This window comes from Streptomyces sp. NPDC002144 (assembly GCF_053593695.1).
Genome location: NZ_JBSFDB010000015.1, coordinates 175,520 through 192,861, shown reverse-complemented (window position 1 = coordinate 192,861; position 17,342 = coordinate 175,520). Strand labels below are relative to the sequence as shown.

Below are 17,342 nucleotides of genomic sequence, written 5' to 3'. Positions count from 1 at the left end.
CTCCCCCGACCCGTAGGGGTACGGGTGTGACGGGGAGGGCGCCGCCCTGGGTCTGAGCGTCAACTACCGTGTCAGCGCTGAAGGAACACGTAGTCGGCGTGGTACGGGACCCCGACGATGTCGCCCGGCGTGCAGCTGCCGGAGGGAGCGACTCCGCCGACCGTGTTGAGCCGCAGGATCTCCGCGGTGCCGGCGAGCAGGCCCCGGTGCTTGCCGGACTGCGTGGCCTTCAGGTCGAGCTCGGGGATGTTGCCGGTGCCGTTCGGGGTCTTGGTCAGGACGGCCCCGGTCACCGAGCTGCCGTCGGGTGCGACCCACTGCGGCGTACCGGAGTTGGGCGCGACGAAGGAGTGCCTGATGCCGCCGCCGAGCAGGGCGCTGACGTCCCGCTGGGCGAAGGCGTACCCGCCGCCGTCGGCCGGCTTGCACTCGTAGATCTGCTTGCCCTTGACCACGGACGCCTGGAAGTTGTGCAGGGCGTCGCGGAAGTCGAAGGCGGCGACGGTGACCTTGTGGAGCTGGCCGCGGACGGCTCCGCCCGGGAACCGGGACGTGTGCAGGTTGGCGTAGAAGGAGCCGGGGTCGGAGGTCAGCGCCTGGAGCAGCGCCGGGTCGTCGACCTTGACGGTGCCGGTGAGGTGGTGGCCCTTGGCCTTCTTGGCGATGAGCTTGCTGAAGTCGATCTTGACGCCGCCGTTGGTGCCCTTGGCGCCCTGGTGGATGTGGAGCATGGTCGGCCTGCCGGTGCCGCGCCAGGTCACGGCGACGGACACCTTGTCGCCCTGGACCTTGATGAACTCCAGCGCGGCGCCGTCCTTGTCCCCCACGGCCGGGCCGCCCTGCACCGGCACCTCGTTGGCGCCGCGCAGGCTGGTGGCGAGCAGGGTCGCGGTGGAACCCGCGTGGTCGGCGCGGGTGGCCGTGGTGGCCGATGCGGGAATCGTGGCGGCGGCGACACCGCCGGCGGTGGCCACCGCGAGGGCGGTGACAATGAGGCTCTTACGGCGCTTCGAGAACGTCGTGTTCTTGCCCATGATGCAGTTTTCTCCCCGTAGACCGGCCGACACCCCCTGCGTCGGCCTGCTGGGTATGAGTACGGAAGCGATCTGAGACTGGACTCAGTCCAAGCTTGTGATGCGCGTCACATCAGGTGGGTGTCGCATCACCGGGAGGGGCTGGCTCAGCCCGTCCGTTGTAGCCCGTACGGCATCCGGGGAACGAGGCCCTTCCGGGCCGACGGCGGTGCAGGGGACGAGTCCCCTGCCGCGTCCAAAGGGGCATTCCCCCTGGCGAGGGGGCGTGGGCGGATCAGCCCGCGCGGTGCACCACCGCGTCGCACATCTCCATCAGCGCCAGCTTCGCGTCGCACTCCCTCAGCGGCGCCAGCGCCGAGCGCGCCTCCTCCGCGTACCGCACGGTGTCGCGCCGCGCCTGCTCCAGGGCGGGATGCGCCCGCAGCCCGGCGAGTGCCTCCGCGTGCCGCTCGTCGTCGGTGAGGTCGGAGTCGAGCAGCTCGCACAGGGCGATGTCCTCGGCCAGCCCGAGCCGCGCGGCCCGCTCGCGCAGCCGCAGCACCGGCAGGGTCGGGATGCCCTCGCGCAGGTCCGTCCCCGGCGTCTTCCCCGACTCGTGCGAGTCGGACGCGATGTCCAGGACGTCGTCGGCGAGCTGGAAGGCGACCCCGAGGCGCTCCCCGTACTGGGTGAGGACGTCCACGACCGTCTCGTCGGCGCCCGACATCATCGCGCCGAACCGGCAGGACACGGCCACCAGCGACCCCGTCTTGCCGCCGAGCACGTCCAGGTAGTGGTCGACCGGGTCGCGTCCGTCCTGCGGTCCCGCGGTCTCCAGGATCTGTCCGGTGACCAGCCGCTCGAACGCCTCGGCCTGCACCCGCACGGCCTCCGGACCGAGGTCGGCCAGGATGTGCGAGGCACGCGCGAAGAGGAAGTCGCCGGTCAGCACCGCCACCGAGTTGCCCCAGCGGGTGTTCGCGCTGTCGACCCCGCGGCGCACCGCCGCCTCGTCCATGACGTCGTCGTGGTACAGCGTGGCGAGGTGGGTCAGCTCCACGACCACGGCGGACGGTACGACTCCGGGCGCGTACGGGTCGCCGAACTGGGCGGCGAGCATCACGAGCAGCGGCCTGAAGCGCTTTCCACCCGCCCGCACCAGGTGCTGGGCGGCCTCCGTGATGAAGGGGACCTCGCTCTTGGTGGCTTCGAGCAGTCCCTCCTCGACGGCCGCCAATCCGGCCTGGACATCGGCTTCCAGAGCCTGGTCCCGCACGCTCAGCCCGAACGGCCCGACGACGGTCACGAGGGGTCTCCTGTCTGCTGGTGTCTACTGGCGGTTACGCGGTTTGTCGATACGTCGCTGCCATCACTCAAGTCAGCGTATCCGGTCACCTTTCGATCACCGATGCCGCCCACCCGTCCAGGCCGGGCGGTATCGGATCAGACCGGTATGTTTTTGATCAACTGATATGAACCGATTTTTACCGACTCGCGCACCCGACGTGAAGTGGAGCGGCGGCGCGTGTCCCGAACAGAAGCCGACGCCGAGCCCGGCAGTCAACCTTTCCCCGGTGACGACCACGCATTCCTCGGCGGCCAGGCCATCCGGATACCCCTGTCCGCCGACACGCTCACCAATGGCGGAACGGACGATCGCCACGGTCTGCCCCACGGGCGGCTGTTTGACTACGAGTTGAGGGCATTGCCCGTTTTGCCTCTCTTGTCTAAACCAGTGACTTGGCTCACGCCCGAGCATGATCCGCATTCCGGTGCATTTCTCCCGATCCGCCTTTTCCCGCGCCCGAGTTGAGGCTTGGCAACCGCAAAGGATCAAGCACCCCATATGCCTCAGACCAAGGTCAACAGGGGTGATGTGTGAATCCGGTACTTGTTCCGGACATGTGCTCTCGCATACGTTCCCGGCCTGTCGGGCGGACGCCTAATCCTGCCGCCGCCCGTTCCACCAACCGAGAACGCACGGCAGGAGCGGGGGAACCAGGTAGTTCGCCGATTCGGACGTCCCAGGACGTCCGGCCCGGCTCGGGGTGAAGTCGTGTCGCCGTACGGCGGTGCGGCCGGGCATCTCCCGCCCGAACCCGACAGCTCACCTCGCAGGCGACGGAGAGGAAACTCGTCATGTCCGCTGCCGCTCAGCACCGCCGTACCAGAAGCGCCCGCATCGTCCGCAAGCTCGCCGTCATCGGCACGGGTGCCGCCGTCCTCGCCCTGCCGATCGTGGGCGCGACCAGCGCCTCCGCCGCCACCCCCACCGTGGCCACCGCCACCTCGCTGGGCTACGCCAACAACCTCGACGGCTGGATCCGGGCCTCCCTCCAGGTCATGGCGCAGCACGGGATCCCCGGCACCTACAACGGCATCTACCGCAACGTGATCCGTGAGTCCTCGGGCAACCCGTACGCGATCAACAACTGGGACTCCAACGCGCTCGCCGGCACCCCGTCCAAGGGTCTGCTGCAGGTCATCGACCCGACCTTCGCCGCCTACCACGTGTCCGGCACCTCCTGGGACCCCTACGACCCGGTCGCCAACATCACCGCCGCCTGCAACTACGCGGCCGCGCGCTACGGTTCGATCGACAACGTGTACGGCGCCTACTGAGCCGTCTACCGAGCCACCCGGTCAGAACAGTCTCTCGAGGACGACGGCGATGCCGTCGTCCTCGTTCGACAGGGTGATCTCGTCGGCCACCGCCTTGAGTTCGGGATGGGCGTTGGCCATCGCGACGCCGTGGGCGGCCCAGTCGAACATCGGGATGTCGTTGGGCATGTCGCCGAAGGCGATGGTCTGCCGCGGGCCGAGCCCCAGGTGCTCGGCGGCCAGCGCGAGACCGGTGGCCTTGGTGATGCCGCACGGCTGGAGTTCGACGGTCCCGGGCCCCGACATGGTGACGGTGGCAAGCGAGCCGACCACCGAGCGCGCCGTCGCCGCCAACTCGTCGTCGGACAGGTCGGGATGGCGCAGCAGCACCTTGCTGATGGGCTCGCACCACAGGTCGTCGCGCCGGCCGACCCGTACGGCGGGCAGGGTGGGGTGCGGCATGAGGTACCCGGGTTCGATGAGCGTGAGGCCGTCGACGCCGTCCTGGTCGACGGCCGCGTACACCTGGCCCACCTCGGCCTCGATCTTGCCGAGGGCCGTCTCGGCCAGCTCCCGGTCCAGCGTCACGGACCACAGCAGACGGTCCGCGCGATGGTCGTACACCTGCGCGCCCTGTCCGCACACCGCGAGCCCCCGACCGCCCAGGTCGTCGAGGAGCGGCCGCACTCTGGGAGCCGGCCGGCCGGTCACCACGAGATGCCGGACACCGGCGCCGGCCACGCGCGCGAGGGCGGCGAGAGACCGGTCGGAGAGGGTGTCGTCACCTCGGAGCAGTGTGCCGTCCAGGTCGGTGGCGATGAGTGCATATGCGGTGGGTGCGGCCATGATCAGAGAATACGGACCGCACGCCCCGGCGACTCATCGCGAACCGGTCGACCGGCCCGTTCTCCCCCGCCCCTCCGCCAACTCCCGTAGCGCCGACGGGCGTCGCTCAACTCCCTTGTCACCGGGGGGTGTCGGGGAGTTCGCGAGGGTGTCGGGGAGCTCGCGAGGGTGCCGGGGAGCTCGCGAGGAGCGCCTCACGCCGGGCGGACGCGCTCCTCGCCGGTCGGCGGTGGGCGGTTCAGCCGTGTGCCGCCGCCAGGTGCCTCGCCAGCCTCGGGGAGGCGAACTCCGTGCCGCAGACGAACCGCATCACCGGTCCGTACGAGGCCGCGGCCGGCAGGCCGGTGAAGTACAGGCCGGGGACCGAGGACACGTACCCGGCGCCCAGCCGGGGCGTGCCACGGCTGACGGCGACACGGGTGCGCAGCTCGGGACCGAGGAAGTCCATCGCCGCGATGTCCACGCGGTAGCCGGTCGCCGCGATGACGTGGTCCGCCGCCAGCTTCTCGGTCTGACCGCCGAAGGTGCGCACCGTGAGCGTCGGGCTGGCACCGTCCGCGTCGGTTCCCACGATCCTGTCGACCTCGGTGACCTGCACCTTGCCCTCGAAGCGGTCGCGCAGCCACCACGCGCCGAGCGGTCCGAGGACCCGGCGGACGAGGTAGTGGCGCGCCCCGGCCGGCAGACGGCGGTACGGGTGCGGGTAGTAGCTCAGTGCCCACAGCGACCAGGCACGGCCGAAAGGCGACTCGGGGCGCAGCCTGGGCTGGTCCCAGGGCGGTGCCCCGAAGGCGACCTTGCCGTGGCCGCGGGAGACCACCCTCACCTGCGCGCCCGCCTCCGCCGCCAGGACCGCCGTCTCCAGCGCGGACTGGCCGGCGCCGACCACGATCAGGTCCTTGCCGGCGTAGCGCGTGAGGTCGTGGTGCTGTGAGCTGTGGGAGACCGGGCCCGTGGGGGTGGGGCCGTCCGGCGCCGCGGCCAGTTCCGCGGGGAGGTGGGCGAGGCCGTGCAGGCCGGTCGCCACGACGACCGCGCGGGCGGTGAACAACTCGCCGGAGTCCAGCTTCAGTTCGAAGCCGCCGCTCCCCCGGTCGACCGAGACCACCCGCACCTGCTCCAGCTCGGGCACCAGCTTCTGCTGGAACCACTCGCCGTAGGCGATGAAGGTCTCGACCGGGATGATGTCCTCGTCCGTCACCAGCCGCTTGATGCCGGCGGCGTCGCAGTAGTCGGCGAGGGTGTGCCCCTGCTGCGGCGCGTCGAGGCTGGAGGCCACGGGCGTCGACTTCAGGAGCATCCCGGCGGGCATGTGGTCGCGCCAGCTGACCATGGGCTCGCCGAAGACGCGGACCGGGATGCCGCGTGCGCGCAGATGGGCGGCGGTGGACAGGCCGAACGGCCCGGCGCCGATGATCGCAACCGGTTGAATCACGAAGTCCCTCCCCAGGACGCTGAATTCGCCACTTCGTGTGGTTCGGCTCGGACGGCTGACGGTCGGCTAGCCCCCCGAACTGGTGGTGCCGCCGCGGCGGTTGGTCCGCCACAGCTGATACAGGTGCTTCGCGCCCGGCCGCACGAAGCGCGCGAGCATCGTGAGGAACGGCAGCGGGTCGTCACCCGCGAGCCAGGCCAGCTCCGTCCCGCTCGCACGGGCCGGCGCGTGCGGCGTCGTGTAGCCGCTGCGCCGGTAGGCGAGCAGGGCGGGCAGGTCGATGTTCTCCACGATGTACCGGTGACCGGCTCGCTGTTCCCCCTCCGGGACGGTGCGGCCGGTCAGGTCCAGATGCATGGCGCGGACGACGTCCACCCCCGACTCGTTCTCGAAGAGCCGGAACTGAGCGCCCACGCGCGGATTGAAGTCGAGCAGCTTGTACCGGCCGTCGCGCCGGTCGAAGCGCAGGTCGAGGTCGATGATGCCGGTGAAGCCGATCTCCTTGATGAAACGCGCGGCGATGTCGGCGAGTTCCGGATTGTCGACGACGTACGCGTTCGCCGTCATTCCGGCGTGCGGCGGCCAGGAGCGCACCTTCACGCCGGTGAACATGGCGAGCGGGGTGGAGTCCTGGTCGAAGTAGGCGTGCACGATCCAGTCCTCGGCGTCCTCCCTGGGCAGGTACTCCTGGAGGATCACCCCGGGCCGCTCGCCCCAGTCGCGGGCGAGCCGCAGCAGGCCCTCGCGGGTGCCGATGCGTGTCGTGCCGTTCACCGCGGGCCGCCTGCGCCGCAGGAACGCCTCGCGGTTCTTGGCGACCACCGGGAAGCGGGCCTTCTCGGCGAAGGCCACGATGTCGTCGTACGACCGCGGGAACGCGGCCGTCGGGCTGGGGATGCCGTGCTCCACGCACAGTTCGTGCAGGCCCTGCTTGCTCGCCAGGCGGCGCGGCAGGGCGGGCTCCACGCGCGGGAAGAGGAAACGGCCCGCGAGGTCGTCCTGGTGCTCGGCGATCAGGACGGCGGCCTCCTCGTCGGTGGGCACGAGGACGGTGGGGCGGCCGATGCGCCGCCCGACACGCAGCAGGCCCTCCACCAGGTGGCCGGGGTCCTCCGTGCCGGTGGTCGGCCAGACGAAGGCCCGCTTGAGATAACGGGAGGACGCGGCGGGTGTGTAGGCGTCCTCGGTGATCGCGTACATGGGGATGCCCAGCCGGCCCAGACTGCGGATCGCGCCCACACCGCCGTGGTGCAACGGATAGTCGCCGAACTTGACGATCAGGCCCGGCACGTCACGGTCCGCCTGGAACGGCACACTGCTCGTGCTCCTGGCCACGGGTCCCCCCACGTGTCCCCCCTACGGACCGGACCCACCCCGTCCGTGTCCCCCAAAGGACGCTAAGCCGGAATTGAGTGCTCCGACAAGGCCAATTCGGACATTGCAAACTCTTTAGACACTGCTCAAGAAGGCGGACCCGGCCGTAACGTGTGGCACGGCCAGCAGAAACGCACGAGAGTGAGGCAGCACCCCATGCCCCCCTTCGATGTTCCCGAAGGCGATCCCTTCGGTCCGCACAACCTTCCGTACGGCGTGTTCTCGCCCGCCGGTTCGGCGCGGCGAGGTGTCGGCGTACGGCTCGGCGACCACGTCCTGGACGCGGGCGCGGCGGCCCGGGCGCTCGGCTCGCCCTACGCCTCGCTCCTGGCGCAGCCCTCGCTGAACCCGCTGCTCGCTGCGGGGCGCACCGCCTGGTCGGACGTGCGGCGCGCGCTGACGGCGTGGGTGACCGTGCCGGCGCATCAGGAGGCGATCGCGGGCTTCCTGCACCCTCTGTCCTCGGTGACCCTGCACCTCCCCTTCGAGGTCGCGGACTACGTCGACTTCTACGCCTCCGAGAACCACGCGCGGAACGTCGGGCAGATCTTCCGCCCCGACGCGGCGGACTCGCTGACGCCGAACTGGAAGCACCTCCCGATCGGTTATCACGGGCGGTCGGGCACGGTGGTGGTCTCCGGCACCGATGTCGTACGGCCCTCGGGCCAGCGGAAGGCTCCGGGGGACGCGGAGCCGGTCTTCGGGCCGTCGGTCCGCCTCGACATCGAGGCCGAGGTGGGTTTCGTGGTGGGTGTGCCGTCCGCCATGGGAACGTCCGTGGGGCTCGCGGAGTTCCCTGAGCACGTGTTCGGGCTGTGCCTGCTCAACGACTGGTCGGCGCGGGACGTCCAGGCCTGGGAGTACGTCCCGCTCGGCCCGTTCCTCGGCAAGTCCTTCGCCACCTCGGTGTCCGCCTGGATCACTCCGCTGGACGCGCTGGAGCACGCGCGCGTGGCGCCGCCGCGGCGCACGCACGCGTTGCTGCCGTATCTGGACGACTCCGGCCCCGAAGCCGAGCCCGGCGGCTACGACCTGCGGATCTCCGTCGCGATCAACGGCCATGTCGTCTCCGAGCCGCCCTTCTCCACCATGTACTGGACGGCGGCGCAGCAGCTGGCCCACATGACCGTGAACGGGGCCTCCCTGCGGACGGGGGACCTCTACGGGTCCGGCACGGTGAGCGGGCCGGAGCCGGCCCAGCGCGGGTCGCTCCTCGAGCTGACCTGGAACGGGCGGGATCCGCTGGAACTTCCGGAGGGCAAGCGGACGTTCCTGGAGGACGGGGACGTGGTGACGCTCTCGGCGTGGGCGCCGGGGCCGGACGGGGTGCGGCTGGGTCTGGGGGAGGTGACGGGGCGGATCGTGGCGGGGTGACGGGGCGCGGATGGTAGTGACAAGGGCGCGGTTCGTGGCGGGGGTGACAGCACGGACCGTACCCGGGTTGCGGGGCGCGGATCGTCACGATTCGTGGCGTGAGCAGGCCTGTCGCAGGCGAGGGACGGGCCGGCGAGGCGCCGATCTCCGGAGAGCTGCGGGGAGTTGGGGTGTGACGGTGACTGCACGGGACGTAGTGGGTCGCTCTTGTCTCCTGACTCCGGCGTCCTTCGCCGTCATACTGGCGGCGGGCGACTTGCGCGCCGAGCCGGTTGCCCCGCCCTCGCCCCTTTCCTCCGACCAGGATCCGGAGCCCGTGGCATGACCTTCTGCCTGCTCCTGCTGAGTGTCGTGGCCCTGACGGCCGCCGTGCCGGTCCCGCGTGCCCTGGTGCGGGCCGGCTGGCCCGAGCGGGAGCCCGTGGTCGCGCTGTGGGTGTGGCAGTGCCTGGTGGCCACGGTCCTGATGTGCTGCCTGGCGGCGCTGCTGCTCGGCGCGGCGGCCGTGTTCGGCACGGTGCGCACCCAGCTCTTCGCGCCCGCGCCACCGGCGGTCACCGCCGCCTACGACCTGTCCGTCGCGCCCGTGTGGGCCGCCGCCCTCACGGTGCTGCTGGCCTGCGGTGCCGCCTGGACGACCGCGATGCTCGGCCGCGAACTGGTCGAGGCCCGCCGGCGGCGCGGAGTCACCCGGGCGCACCTGCGCGAGCGGGCGCCCGAGCTGCCGGCCGGCCTCGAGGCGGCGGCGCGGGGGCCGCTGCTGGTGCTGGAGGACGAGTACCCCGACGCCTGGTGGATGCCGGGGCATCCGCCGCAGCTCGTCGTCACGACGGGCGCGCTGCACCGGCTCACCGACCACCAGCTGGACGCCGTACTCACGCACGAGCGGGACCACGCGCGGGCCCACCACGACTGGCTGCTGCATCTGTCGACCGCGCTGGCCACCGGGTTTCCGCGGGTGCCGCTGTTCGCCCACTTCTGCGACCAGACGCACCGGCTGGTGGAGCTGGCGGCGGACGACACGGCGTCACGGCGGTGCGGGCATCTGACGACCGCGCTGGCGCTGATCGAGCTGAACCAGCACCGCGGGGTGCTGTCCTGCGCCTCCAGCCACCGGCTGCTGGGCGAGCGGGTGGACCGGCTGCTGGAGCCGCCGCTGAGGCTGGGGCGGCGGCACCGGGCGCTGACGGCGACGGTGGCCGCGCTCGTGCCGCTGCTGCCGTTGCTGATCACGTTCGCTCCCGGACTCACCGCCCTGTCCTGACTGGCAGATCTTGCCCCGCACCAGCCCTTTCCCCAGGTCATCGCCCTGCCTGACGGGTCGGCAGGTGGCGCAACACTGTCGCAACACTTCATTCCCTACTCGCTCGGTATGGTTCGGGACATGCCACCGAGCGACCGCATCCGAGACCACGCCGGACAGGGCGCGACCACCGTCGCCGCCCACCGTGCGCGGCGCCGGCTGCGCGCCGACCAGGCACGGCAGCTCGCCGACCTGCTCCGTCAGCAACTGCTGGCCGACGGCTTCCCGGACGGCACGCTGCCGCACGAGACGACCCTCGCGGCGGACTACCGCGCCACGCGCAACACCGTCCGGCAGGCCCTGGACCTGCTGAGGGCCGAGGGACTCGTCGAGCGTCAGCCGGGGGTCGGCACCGTCGTCGTGGGGCGGAAGTACCCGCACGGCCTCGACCGGCTGATGGGCCTCGCCGAGACCCTCCACGAACACGGCCGGGTCACCAACGAGGTCCGCACGATGGGCCCCGCACCCGCACCCGCCCCGGCCGCCGAACGCCTGCGGGTCCCCGCCGGCGCCGACGTCCTCTACATCGAACGCCTGCGCAGGCTCAACGGCATCCCCCTCTCCCTCGACCTGACCTACATCCCGCTCGACATCGGCACCGCCCTGCTCGGGGCCGACCTGGAGAACACCGACGTCTTCCGCCTCATCGAGGCCATCACCGGTCGGCGGCTCGGCCACGCCGAGATCACCCTGGAGGCGGTCAACGCGGACGCCCACTCCGCCGCCGTGCTCGAAGCACCGCGCGGCGCGGCCGTCCTCATGCTGGACCGGCTCACGCACCTCGCCGACGGCCGCCCGGTCGACCTGGAGTTCATCCGCTTCCGCGGCGACCGCATCACCATGAGCGGCCTGCTGCACCGCTCCCTCTAGTCCCCTTCCCGCAGTCCCCTTCCTGCAAGTCCCCTTCCCGCTAGTCCCCTTCCTGACCCGTTTCCTGGAGACAGCCATGCCTTTGGCGCCCCAGCGGGCCGACGTGCCCGTGACCATCGACGAGTCGAAGTGCATCGACGGCTGCACCCTCTGCGTGGACATGTGTCCGCTGGACTCCCTCGCCATCGACGACAGCAGCGGCAAGGCGTACATGCACGTCGACGAGTGCTGGTACTGCGGCCCCTGCGCGGCCCGCTGTCCCACCGGAGCCGTGACGGTCAACATGCCCTATCTGCTCCGGTGAGAGGCCCGAACTCCCGTGAAACGCGCCGTACTCGTGAACCGCACCGCCCTTCCCGTCTCCGCCGCCCTGCTGCTCCCCCTGACCGCCTGCGGTGGCAGCGCCGAGGCCGGTGACGGCAAGAACGTCACCATCACCGTCGGCTACCAGTCCAAGACCATCAACACGGTCACCGCGGGCACCCTCCTGCGCTCCCTCGGCTACTTCGAGCGCGACCTCAACGCCCTCGACGACGGCCACACCTACAAGGTCGACTGGCAGGACTACGCCACCGGCGCCCCCATCACCGCGCAGATGACCGCGGGGAAGATCGACATCGGCTCGATGGGCGACTTCCCGCTGCTCATCAACGCGGCCCGGGGCAAGCAGCTCGGCAGGCCGACCCGTCTGGTCTCCGTCACCGGCTACAACCTGCGCGGCGGCCTCAACACGATCGTCACCTCCCCCGACTCCAAACTGGCCTCCCTCGCGGACCTCCAGGGCAAGAAGGTCTCCACCAGCGTCGGCTCCGCGGCCGACGGCACACTCGTACGGGCCCTGCAACGGGCCGGCATCGACCCCGACAAGGGCATCGAGAAGCTCAACCAGCAGCCCGCGGTGGGTGCTTCGGCCCTGTCGGCGGGCAGCGCGGACGCGCTGTCCCAGTTCGTCGCGTGGCCCGGACTGCTCGCCTTCCAGGGCAAGGCGAAGGCCCTGTACGACGGCGCCGAGCTGAACCTCCCCACCTTCCACGGTGTCACCGCCCGCGAGGACTTCGCCAAACAGCGGCCGGCCGTCCTGGAAGCCTTCCTCAAGGCCCAGTCGGAGGCCACCGACTATCTCGGCGGCCACCCGGTCGCCGCGGCCGAGGCGGTCGCCAAGGCCACCGGACTGCCCGCCGAGGTCGTCTACCTCTACAACGGTGCCCACGGCATCTCCACCTTCGACCCGGCGATCAAGCCGCAGCTGGTCTCCGCGCTGAAGCAGGACGTCTCGGTCCTGAAGTCGGCCAAGCTGACCGGGGACATCGACGTGGACGCCTTCGTCGACGACCGGTACGCCAGGAAGGCCCTCGGCGCGGACTACGCCCAGCAGCTCGCCTCGGCACCCCCGGCGGCGGCGAGCGAGGTGTGGCCCAAGGGCGCCGAGAAGACACTGAGCTTCAAGTCACCCGACCGGCTGCTGAGTTACGTGGCCCGGCACAAGGACGGCATCCGCGCCGCCTACGTCCCCGACGCCACCACCGGCACCCTCTGGTTCGCCGACAAGGCGATCTGGGTGGCCGCCGGCAAGCAGCTCCTGCCCTTCGTGGCCCCGGAGACCGCGCGGGCGTACATCGCCGCGCACGGAGGCGCCCGAGTCGTCACGTACGCGGACGCACTGGGGCGGGCGTCGTGAGCGGGGCGACTTCCGGGGCCGACACGGGAAGCCGGGCGGGGACCGGGGCCGGCACGGCAAACCGGGTGGGAATGGGGGCCGGCACGGTAGACCCGGCCGTCTCCGGGACAGGCGCGGGAAGCCCGGCTGCATCCCGTGGCGGGCGGCGTGCGCCGCGGGTGGGTCGGTATGCGCTGCGGGTGGCGTCGCTGGCCGTCGCCCTCGGGGTCTGGCAGCTGCTGACGAGCCTGAACGTCGACCTGTGGCTGCGTTTCTCGCAGTTCCCGACGGTCGCCGACGTGGCCCGTACCTTCGCCGACCGGCTGTCCGGGCCCGACTACTGGACGGACCTCACCGACAGCCTGACCCGTATCCTCACCGGCTTCCTCCTCGCCGCCGTCCTGGGTGTGGCGACGGGCGTGCTCGTGGCGCGCTCCCGCCTCGCCGAGGACGTGCTCGGTCCGTTGCTGGAGGTCGTCCGCCCGATCCCGGCGATCGCCCTGGTCCCGGTCGCGATCCTCCTCTTCCCCTCCAACGAGCAGGGCATCGTCTTCATCACCTGCACGGCCGCCTTCTTCCCGGTCCTGGTCTCCACCCGGCACGCGGTCCGGGCGCTGACGCCCGTGTGGGAGGAGGCGGTACTCACGATGGGCGGCGGCCGCTGGCGGATCCTCGGCTCGGTCGTGCTGCCGGGCGCGCTGCCCGGCATCTTCGGCGGACTGTCGGTCGGCATCGGCGTCTCGTGGATCTGCGTGATCTCCGCCGAGATGATCTCCGGCCAGTACGGCGTCGGCTACCGCACCTGGCAGGACTACACGGTCGTCAACTACGCGGGCGTCTTCGTCGGCATGGTCACGATCGGCGTACTCGGCTGGGTCACCTCCACGGCCGTGGAACTGCTCGGCCGCCGTCTCACACGGTGGCTGCCGCGGACCTCCTACGTCCCCGGCGTACGCCCCCGAGCGACCGTCCCGGTGTCGCCCGCCGCCGCGACCGCGAAGACCGAGACCGCCCCGTCGACCGAGGAGACACGCGATGAGCACCTCGTCTGACACGGAAGTGACCACCCCGGAAGTGACCGACCCCGAAGCGTCCCGCCCTCCCCTCCCGGAGAAGGAGGGGCAGGCACCGAAGAGCGAGGGGCAAGCGCCGGGCACGGTACGGGGTACGCGCCTCGCCCTCCGGCGCGCCGCCCTCGGCCGTCCGGACGCCGCGGTCCTGGCGGACGTGGACCTGGACATCGCCCCCGGCGAGATCCTCACCGTCGTCGGCGCCTCCGGCTGCGGCAAGTCGACGCTGCTGCGCACCCTGGCCGGGCTGCTGCCGCTGCTCGCCGGCGAGATCACCCAGGACGGCGGCGCGCTGACCGGCCCCGCCGCGGACCGCGCCCTGGTCTTCCAGGAGGACGCCCTCCTGCCCTGGCGCACCCTGCGCGCCAACGTCGAACTCCCCCTTGCCATCAAGGGCCTGTCCCGCACCGCACGCCGGTCCCAGGCCGACTCCTGGCTCGACCGGGTCGGACTCGCCGCGCACGCACGGCAGTTGCCGCACGGGGTCTCCGGCGGGCAGCGCCAGCGCGCCCAGCTGGCCCGCGCGCTCGCGGGAGCACCCCGCGCCGTCCTCATGGACGAACCCTTCGGCGCACTCGACGCCCAGACCCGCGCCGGCATGCAGGACCTGCTGGTGGAGGTGCTCGGCGGCACGGGCGCGACGGTCGTCTTCGTCACCCACGACGTGGACGAGGCGCTCTTCCTCGGCGACCGCGTTGCCCTGCTCGGCAACGGCCGGCTGACCGCCGTACGCGAGGTGCCGCGCCCTCGTGACCGCACGGCGCACGACGACCCCGCGCGCGTGGCGCTGCGCCGCGACGTCCTCTCCTCGCTCGGAACGTGACCCGGCCCGGCACCCGGACGGTGACTCGTATGGTGAAAGGCACTTTGGTGGACACCCCTCTGCAGATCCCCGCCCCCGACGAGGCGGAGGAGATCTCCTGCGACGTCCTCGTCGTCGGCGGCGGCACCGCCGGCACCATGGCCGCGCTGACCGCCGCCGAGCACGGCGCGAACGTGCTGCTGCTGGAGAAGGCCCACGTCCGCCACTCCGGCGCGCTCGCCATGGGCATGGACGGCGTCAACAACGCGGTCATCCCCGGCCGCGCCGAGCCCGACGACTACGTCGCCGAGATCACCCGCGCCAACGACGGCATCGTCGACCAGTCCACCGTCCGCCAGACCGCCACCCGCGGCTTCGCGATGGTGCAGCGGCTCGAGTCGTACGGCGTGAAGTTCGAGAAGGACGAGCACGGCGACTACGCGGTCCGCCAGGTGCACCGCTCCGGCTCCTACGTGCTGCCGATGCCCGAGGGCAAGGACGTCAAGAAGGTTCTGTACCGGCAGCTGCGGCGGCGCGAGATGCGGGAGCGGATCCGCATCGAGAACCGGGTGATGCCGGTGCGCGTGCTGACGTCCCCCGAGGACGGGCGGGCCGTGGGGGCGGTCGGCTTCAACACGCGTACGGGTGCTTTCGTGGTGGTGCGCGCCGGCGCGGTGATCCTGGCGACCGGCGCATGCGGCCGCCTGGGACTCCCCGCCTCCGGCTACCTGTACGGCACCTACGAGAACCCGACCAACGCGGGCGACGGCTACGCGATGGCCTACCACGCGGGCGCCGAGCTCACCGGCATCGAGTGCTTCCAGATCAACCCGCTGATCAAGGACTACAACGGCCCCGCCTGCGCCTACGTCGCCAACCCCTTCGGCGGCTACCAGGTAAACCGGCACGGCGAACGCTTCGTCGACTCCGACTACTGGTCCGGCCAGATGATGGCCGAGTTCGCGGCGGAGGTCGCCTCCGACCGGGGGCCGGTGTACCTGAAGCTGAGCCATCTCCCGGAGGAGTCGATCTCCGCCCTGGAGTCGATCCTGCATTCCACGGAGCGGCCCACGCGCGGGACCTTCCACTCCGGCCGCGGCCACGACTACCGCACCCACGACGTGGAGATGCACATCTCCGAGATCGGCCTGTGCGGCGGCCACTCGGCCTCGGGGGTACGGGTGGACGACCACGCCCGTACGACCGTGCCCCGGCTGTACGCCGCCGGCGACCTGGCCTGCGTGCCGCACAACTACATGATCGGCGCGTTCGTCTTCGGTGATCTCGCGGGCGCGGACGCGGCCCAGTACTCCCCGTACGAAGGGGAGTTGTCCGCCGACCAGCTGCGTGAGGCGCACGAGCTGATCTACCGCCCGCTGCGCAACCCGGACGGGCCGCCGCAGACCCAGGTCGAGTACAAGCTGCGCCGCTTCGTGAACGACTACGTGGCACCGCCGAAGTCGGGCGCCCGGCTCTCGCTCGCTCTCGAGGCCTTCGAGCGGATGCGCGAAGACATCGCGGCGATGGGTGCGCGGACCCCGCACGAGCTGATGCGGTGCGCCGAGGTCACCTTCATCCGCGACTGCGCGGAGATGGCCGCGCGCGCGTCGCTGGCCCGGACGGAGTCCCGCTGGGGCCTGTACCACGATCGCCTGGACCATCCCCACCGCGACGACACCTCCTGGTTCCACCATCTCGATCTCCACAAGTCCCCCTCCGGTGCGATGGAGTTCACGGCCCGTCCCGTGGCTCCGTACCTCGTGCCCATCGACGAGTTCACGCCGGTGGGCGGCCCGTCCCGCCACCTCGGCGAGGTCCACGCCGAGCAAGTCGCCACGGCCGGGTCACGGGACGTGGCACCGGTGGCGACGGGCGCGGTCACGGGCGCCGCGTCGGTGGCGGAGCGCACGGGTGCCGGGCTGGGCGCGGCTTCGGGTTCGGGTTCGGGTTCGGGTTCGGGTTCGGCCGGCTTCTCCGAGCCGGCCGGGGACCAGACCCCCGCATCCGACGCCTCCGACGCCTTCGACGCCGAGCGGGCCTCGGCGCGCCTCCTCGAACTCGTCGCCCTCGCCGAGGAGGAACCCGAACTCGACGCGCTGCGGCCCTACTTGACCGACCCCGCGCCGGCCGTCCGCCGTGAGGCCGTCGCCGTTCTCACGGAGACGGTGCCGCCGGGGACGGGACCCGCCCTCGCCGAGGCCCTCCGCGACGGCGCCGCCGAGGTGCGGGCCGCGGCCGCCGCCTCACTCCGGGAACTCGTCGAGACACTGCCCGCGGAGACCACTCTCCGGGACGGCCTCGCCGCCGCGCTGACCGTGGCCGACCCGGTCGTCCGTGCCGCCGCTCTGGACGTCCTGCGCGCCCTGCGCCTGGGTGACGCGGCGCTGTTCGCCGGGGCGTTGACCGACGCGGAGATCCCGGTCCGCATCGAGGCCGTCCGGGCCCTGGTCTCGGTCGACGCCGCCACGGAACTGGCCCGGGCCGCCACCGCCGACCCGTCCCGCGAGGTCCGGGTGACCCTCGCCAAGGCGCTGGCGACGGTGTGGGCGGAGGGCGGTGCGGGGACTGTCGGTTCCCACGACACCGTGCCCGGCAGCCCGTCGGCCAGCATCCTTGCCGCCCTTGCCGACCTCACCCAGGACCCCGACGTGCTGGTCCAGGGGGCCGCCTACGGGGCGCTCGGTACGACCGGGTGTCCGCCGCCGCTGGCCGCGCGTGCCGTGGCCGCCCTGTCCGCCTCCGCGTGGCAGGTCCGGTCGGGCGCCGCGACCGCGCTGTCCGCCGCCGGGTCCGACGTGGCCGTCCCCGCCCTGGCGAAGGCCCTCGCCGACCCGAACGCCGATGTCCGCAAGGCCGCCGTACTGGCCCTGACCCGGCACAACCGCACCGCCGACGCCCGCGCGGCCCTCGCCACGGCCACGACGGACTCGGACGCGGACGTCAGGGCGTACGCGGCGCGGGCGGTGTGACCGTCACAGACAACCCGCAGCCCACGGCA

The 17,342-nt window shown here is 71.8% G+C and carries 15 protein-coding genes and 1 riboswitch; of the genes, 10 read left to right on the top strand and 5 right to left on the bottom strand.

The features are described from left to right. Positions 1–71: 71 nt before the first annotated feature. Positions 72–1,034 (bottom strand): CHRD domain-containing protein, encoded by a 963-nt coding sequence (locus ACWCQ1_RS23795; RefSeq protein ID WP_358593155.1) that lies wholly within the window; start codon positions 1,032–1,034, stop codon positions 72–74. 274 nt (positions 1,035–1,308) lie between these two features. Continuing rightward, positions 1,309–2,319 (bottom strand): polyprenyl synthetase family protein, encoded by a 1,011-nt coding sequence (locus ACWCQ1_RS23790; protein ID WP_133043353.1) that lies wholly within the window; start codon positions 2,317–2,319, stop codon positions 1,309–1,311. A gap of 219 nt (positions 2,320–2,538) precedes the next feature. Here ACWCQ1_RS23790 and ACWCQ1_RS23785 point away from each other — a divergent pair, with 219 nt between their 5' ends. Both ACWCQ1_RS23785 and ACWCQ1_RS23780 read left to right on the top strand, forming a co-directional pair. Further along, positions 2,539–2,826, top strand: a complete 288-nt coding sequence (locus tag ACWCQ1_RS23785) for a hypothetical protein (RefSeq protein ID WP_358593154.1) — start codon at positions 2,539–2,541, stop codon at positions 2,824–2,826. Positions 2,827–2,958: 132 nt separating this feature from the next. Further along, positions 2,959–3,149: riboswitch (cyclic di-AMP (ydaO/yuaA leader) on the top strand. Between the two features lie 3 nt (positions 3,150–3,152). Then, positions 3,153–3,635, top strand: a complete 483-nt coding sequence (locus tag ACWCQ1_RS23780; protein WP_133043355.1) for a transglycosylase SLT domain-containing protein — start codon at positions 3,153–3,155, stop codon at positions 3,633–3,635. 21 nt (positions 3,636–3,656) lie between these two features. Here the strand turns inward: ACWCQ1_RS23780 and ACWCQ1_RS23775 are convergent, their stop codons facing one another. From ACWCQ1_RS23775 to ACWCQ1_RS23765, 3 genes are all read right to left on the bottom strand, one after another. Then, complete coding sequence (locus ACWCQ1_RS23775; protein ID WP_358593153.1) at positions 3,657–4,460, bottom strand: HAD family hydrolase; 804 nt, start codon at positions 4,458–4,460, stop codon at positions 3,657–3,659. A 238-nt stretch (positions 4,461–4,698) separates the two neighbouring features. Beyond that, complete coding sequence (locus tag ACWCQ1_RS23770; protein WP_451027316.1) at positions 4,699–5,895, bottom strand: FAD-dependent oxidoreductase; 1,197 nt, start codon at positions 5,893–5,895, stop codon at positions 4,699–4,701. Positions 5,896–5,961: 66 nt separating this feature from the next. Further along, complete coding sequence (locus tag ACWCQ1_RS23765; RefSeq protein ID WP_451027315.1) at positions 5,962–7,230, bottom strand: carboxylate--amine ligase; 1,269 nt, start codon at positions 7,228–7,230, stop codon at positions 5,962–5,964. Between the two features lie 195 nt (positions 7,231–7,425). Here ACWCQ1_RS23765 and fahA point away from each other — a divergent pair, with 195 nt between their 5' ends. From fahA to ACWCQ1_RS23725, 8 genes are all read left to right on the top strand, one after another. Then, positions 7,426–8,643, top strand: a complete 1,218-nt coding sequence (fahA, locus tag ACWCQ1_RS23760; protein ID WP_451027314.1) for a fumarylacetoacetase — start codon at positions 7,426–7,428, stop codon at positions 8,641–8,643. A gap of 321 nt (positions 8,644–8,964) precedes the next feature. Beyond that, positions 8,965–9,906 carry a M56 family metallopeptidase gene (locus ACWCQ1_RS23755; RefSeq protein WP_451027313.1) on the top strand — a complete coding sequence of 314 codons (942 nt, stop codon included), beginning with the start codon at positions 8,965–8,967 and terminating at the stop codon, positions 9,904–9,906. 120 nt (positions 9,907–10,026) lie between these two features. Beyond that, positions 10,027–10,815, top strand: a complete 789-nt coding sequence (locus ACWCQ1_RS23750; RefSeq protein WP_451027312.1) for a GntR family transcriptional regulator — start codon at positions 10,027–10,029, stop codon at positions 10,813–10,815. Between the two features lie 76 nt (positions 10,816–10,891). Beyond that, positions 10,892–11,119 carry a 4Fe-4S dicluster domain-containing protein gene (locus ACWCQ1_RS23745; RefSeq protein WP_016437651.1) on the top strand — a complete coding sequence of 76 codons (228 nt, stop codon included), beginning with the start codon at positions 10,892–10,894 and terminating at the stop codon, positions 11,117–11,119. Positions 11,120–11,152: 33 nt separating this feature from the next. Next, positions 11,153–12,493, top strand: a complete 1,341-nt coding sequence (locus tag ACWCQ1_RS23740) for an ABC transporter substrate-binding protein (RefSeq protein ID WP_451027339.1) — start codon at positions 11,153–11,155, stop codon at positions 12,491–12,493. A 158-nt stretch (positions 12,494–12,651) separates the two neighbouring features. Continuing rightward, positions 12,652–13,524 carry an ABC transporter permease gene (locus ACWCQ1_RS23735; RefSeq protein WP_451027311.1) on the top strand — a complete coding sequence of 291 codons (873 nt, stop codon included), beginning with the start codon at positions 12,652–12,654 and terminating at the stop codon, positions 13,522–13,524. Then, a complete protein-coding gene (locus tag ACWCQ1_RS23730; RefSeq protein WP_451027310.1) occupies positions 13,508–14,365 on the top strand; it encodes an ABC transporter ATP-binding protein in 858 nt (285 codons plus the stop codon). Before ACWCQ1_RS23735 ends, ACWCQ1_RS23730 begins: the two co-directional genes overlap by 17 nt. A 29-nt stretch (positions 14,366–14,394) precedes the next feature. Then, positions 14,395–17,313 carry a fumarate reductase/succinate dehydrogenase flavoprotein subunit gene (locus ACWCQ1_RS23725; protein ID WP_451027309.1) on the top strand — a complete coding sequence of 973 codons (2,919 nt, stop codon included), beginning with the start codon at positions 14,395–14,397 and terminating at the stop codon, positions 17,311–17,313. Positions 17,314–17,342: the final 29 nt, after the last annotated feature.

Excerpts from the sequence above, each read along its gene's own strand:
- ACWCQ1_RS23795 (WP_358593155.1), bottom strand. The coding sequence starts at position 1,034 with ATGGGCAAGAACACGACGTTCTCGAAGCGCCGTAAGAGCCTCATTGTC.
- ACWCQ1_RS23780 (WP_133043355.1), top strand. The coding sequence starts at position 3,153 with ATGTCCGCTGCCGCTCAGCACCGCCGTACCAGAAGCGCCCGCATCGTC.
- ACWCQ1_RS23775 (WP_358593153.1), bottom strand. The coding sequence starts at position 4,460 with ATGGCCGCACCCACCGCATATGCACTCATCGCCACCGACCTGGACGGC.
- fahA (WP_451027314.1), top strand. The coding sequence starts at position 7,426 with ATGCCCCCCTTCGATGTTCCCGAAGGCGATCCCTTCGGTCCGCACAAC.
- ACWCQ1_RS23755 (WP_451027313.1), top strand. The coding sequence starts at position 8,965 with ATGACCTTCTGCCTGCTCCTGCTGAGTGTCGTGGCCCTGACGGCCGCC.
- ACWCQ1_RS23750 (WP_451027312.1), top strand. The coding sequence starts at position 10,027 with ATGCCACCGAGCGACCGCATCCGAGACCACGCCGGACAGGGCGCGACC.
- ACWCQ1_RS23745 (WP_016437651.1), top strand. The coding sequence starts at position 10,892 with ATGCCTTTGGCGCCCCAGCGGGCCGACGTGCCCGTGACCATCGACGAG.
- ACWCQ1_RS23730 (WP_451027310.1), top strand. The coding sequence starts at position 13,508 with ATGAGCACCTCGTCTGACACGGAAGTGACCACCCCGGAAGTGACCGAC.
- ACWCQ1_RS23725 (WP_451027309.1), top strand. The coding sequence starts at position 14,395 with ATGGTGAAAGGCACTTTGGTGGACACCCCTCTGCAGATCCCCGCCCCC.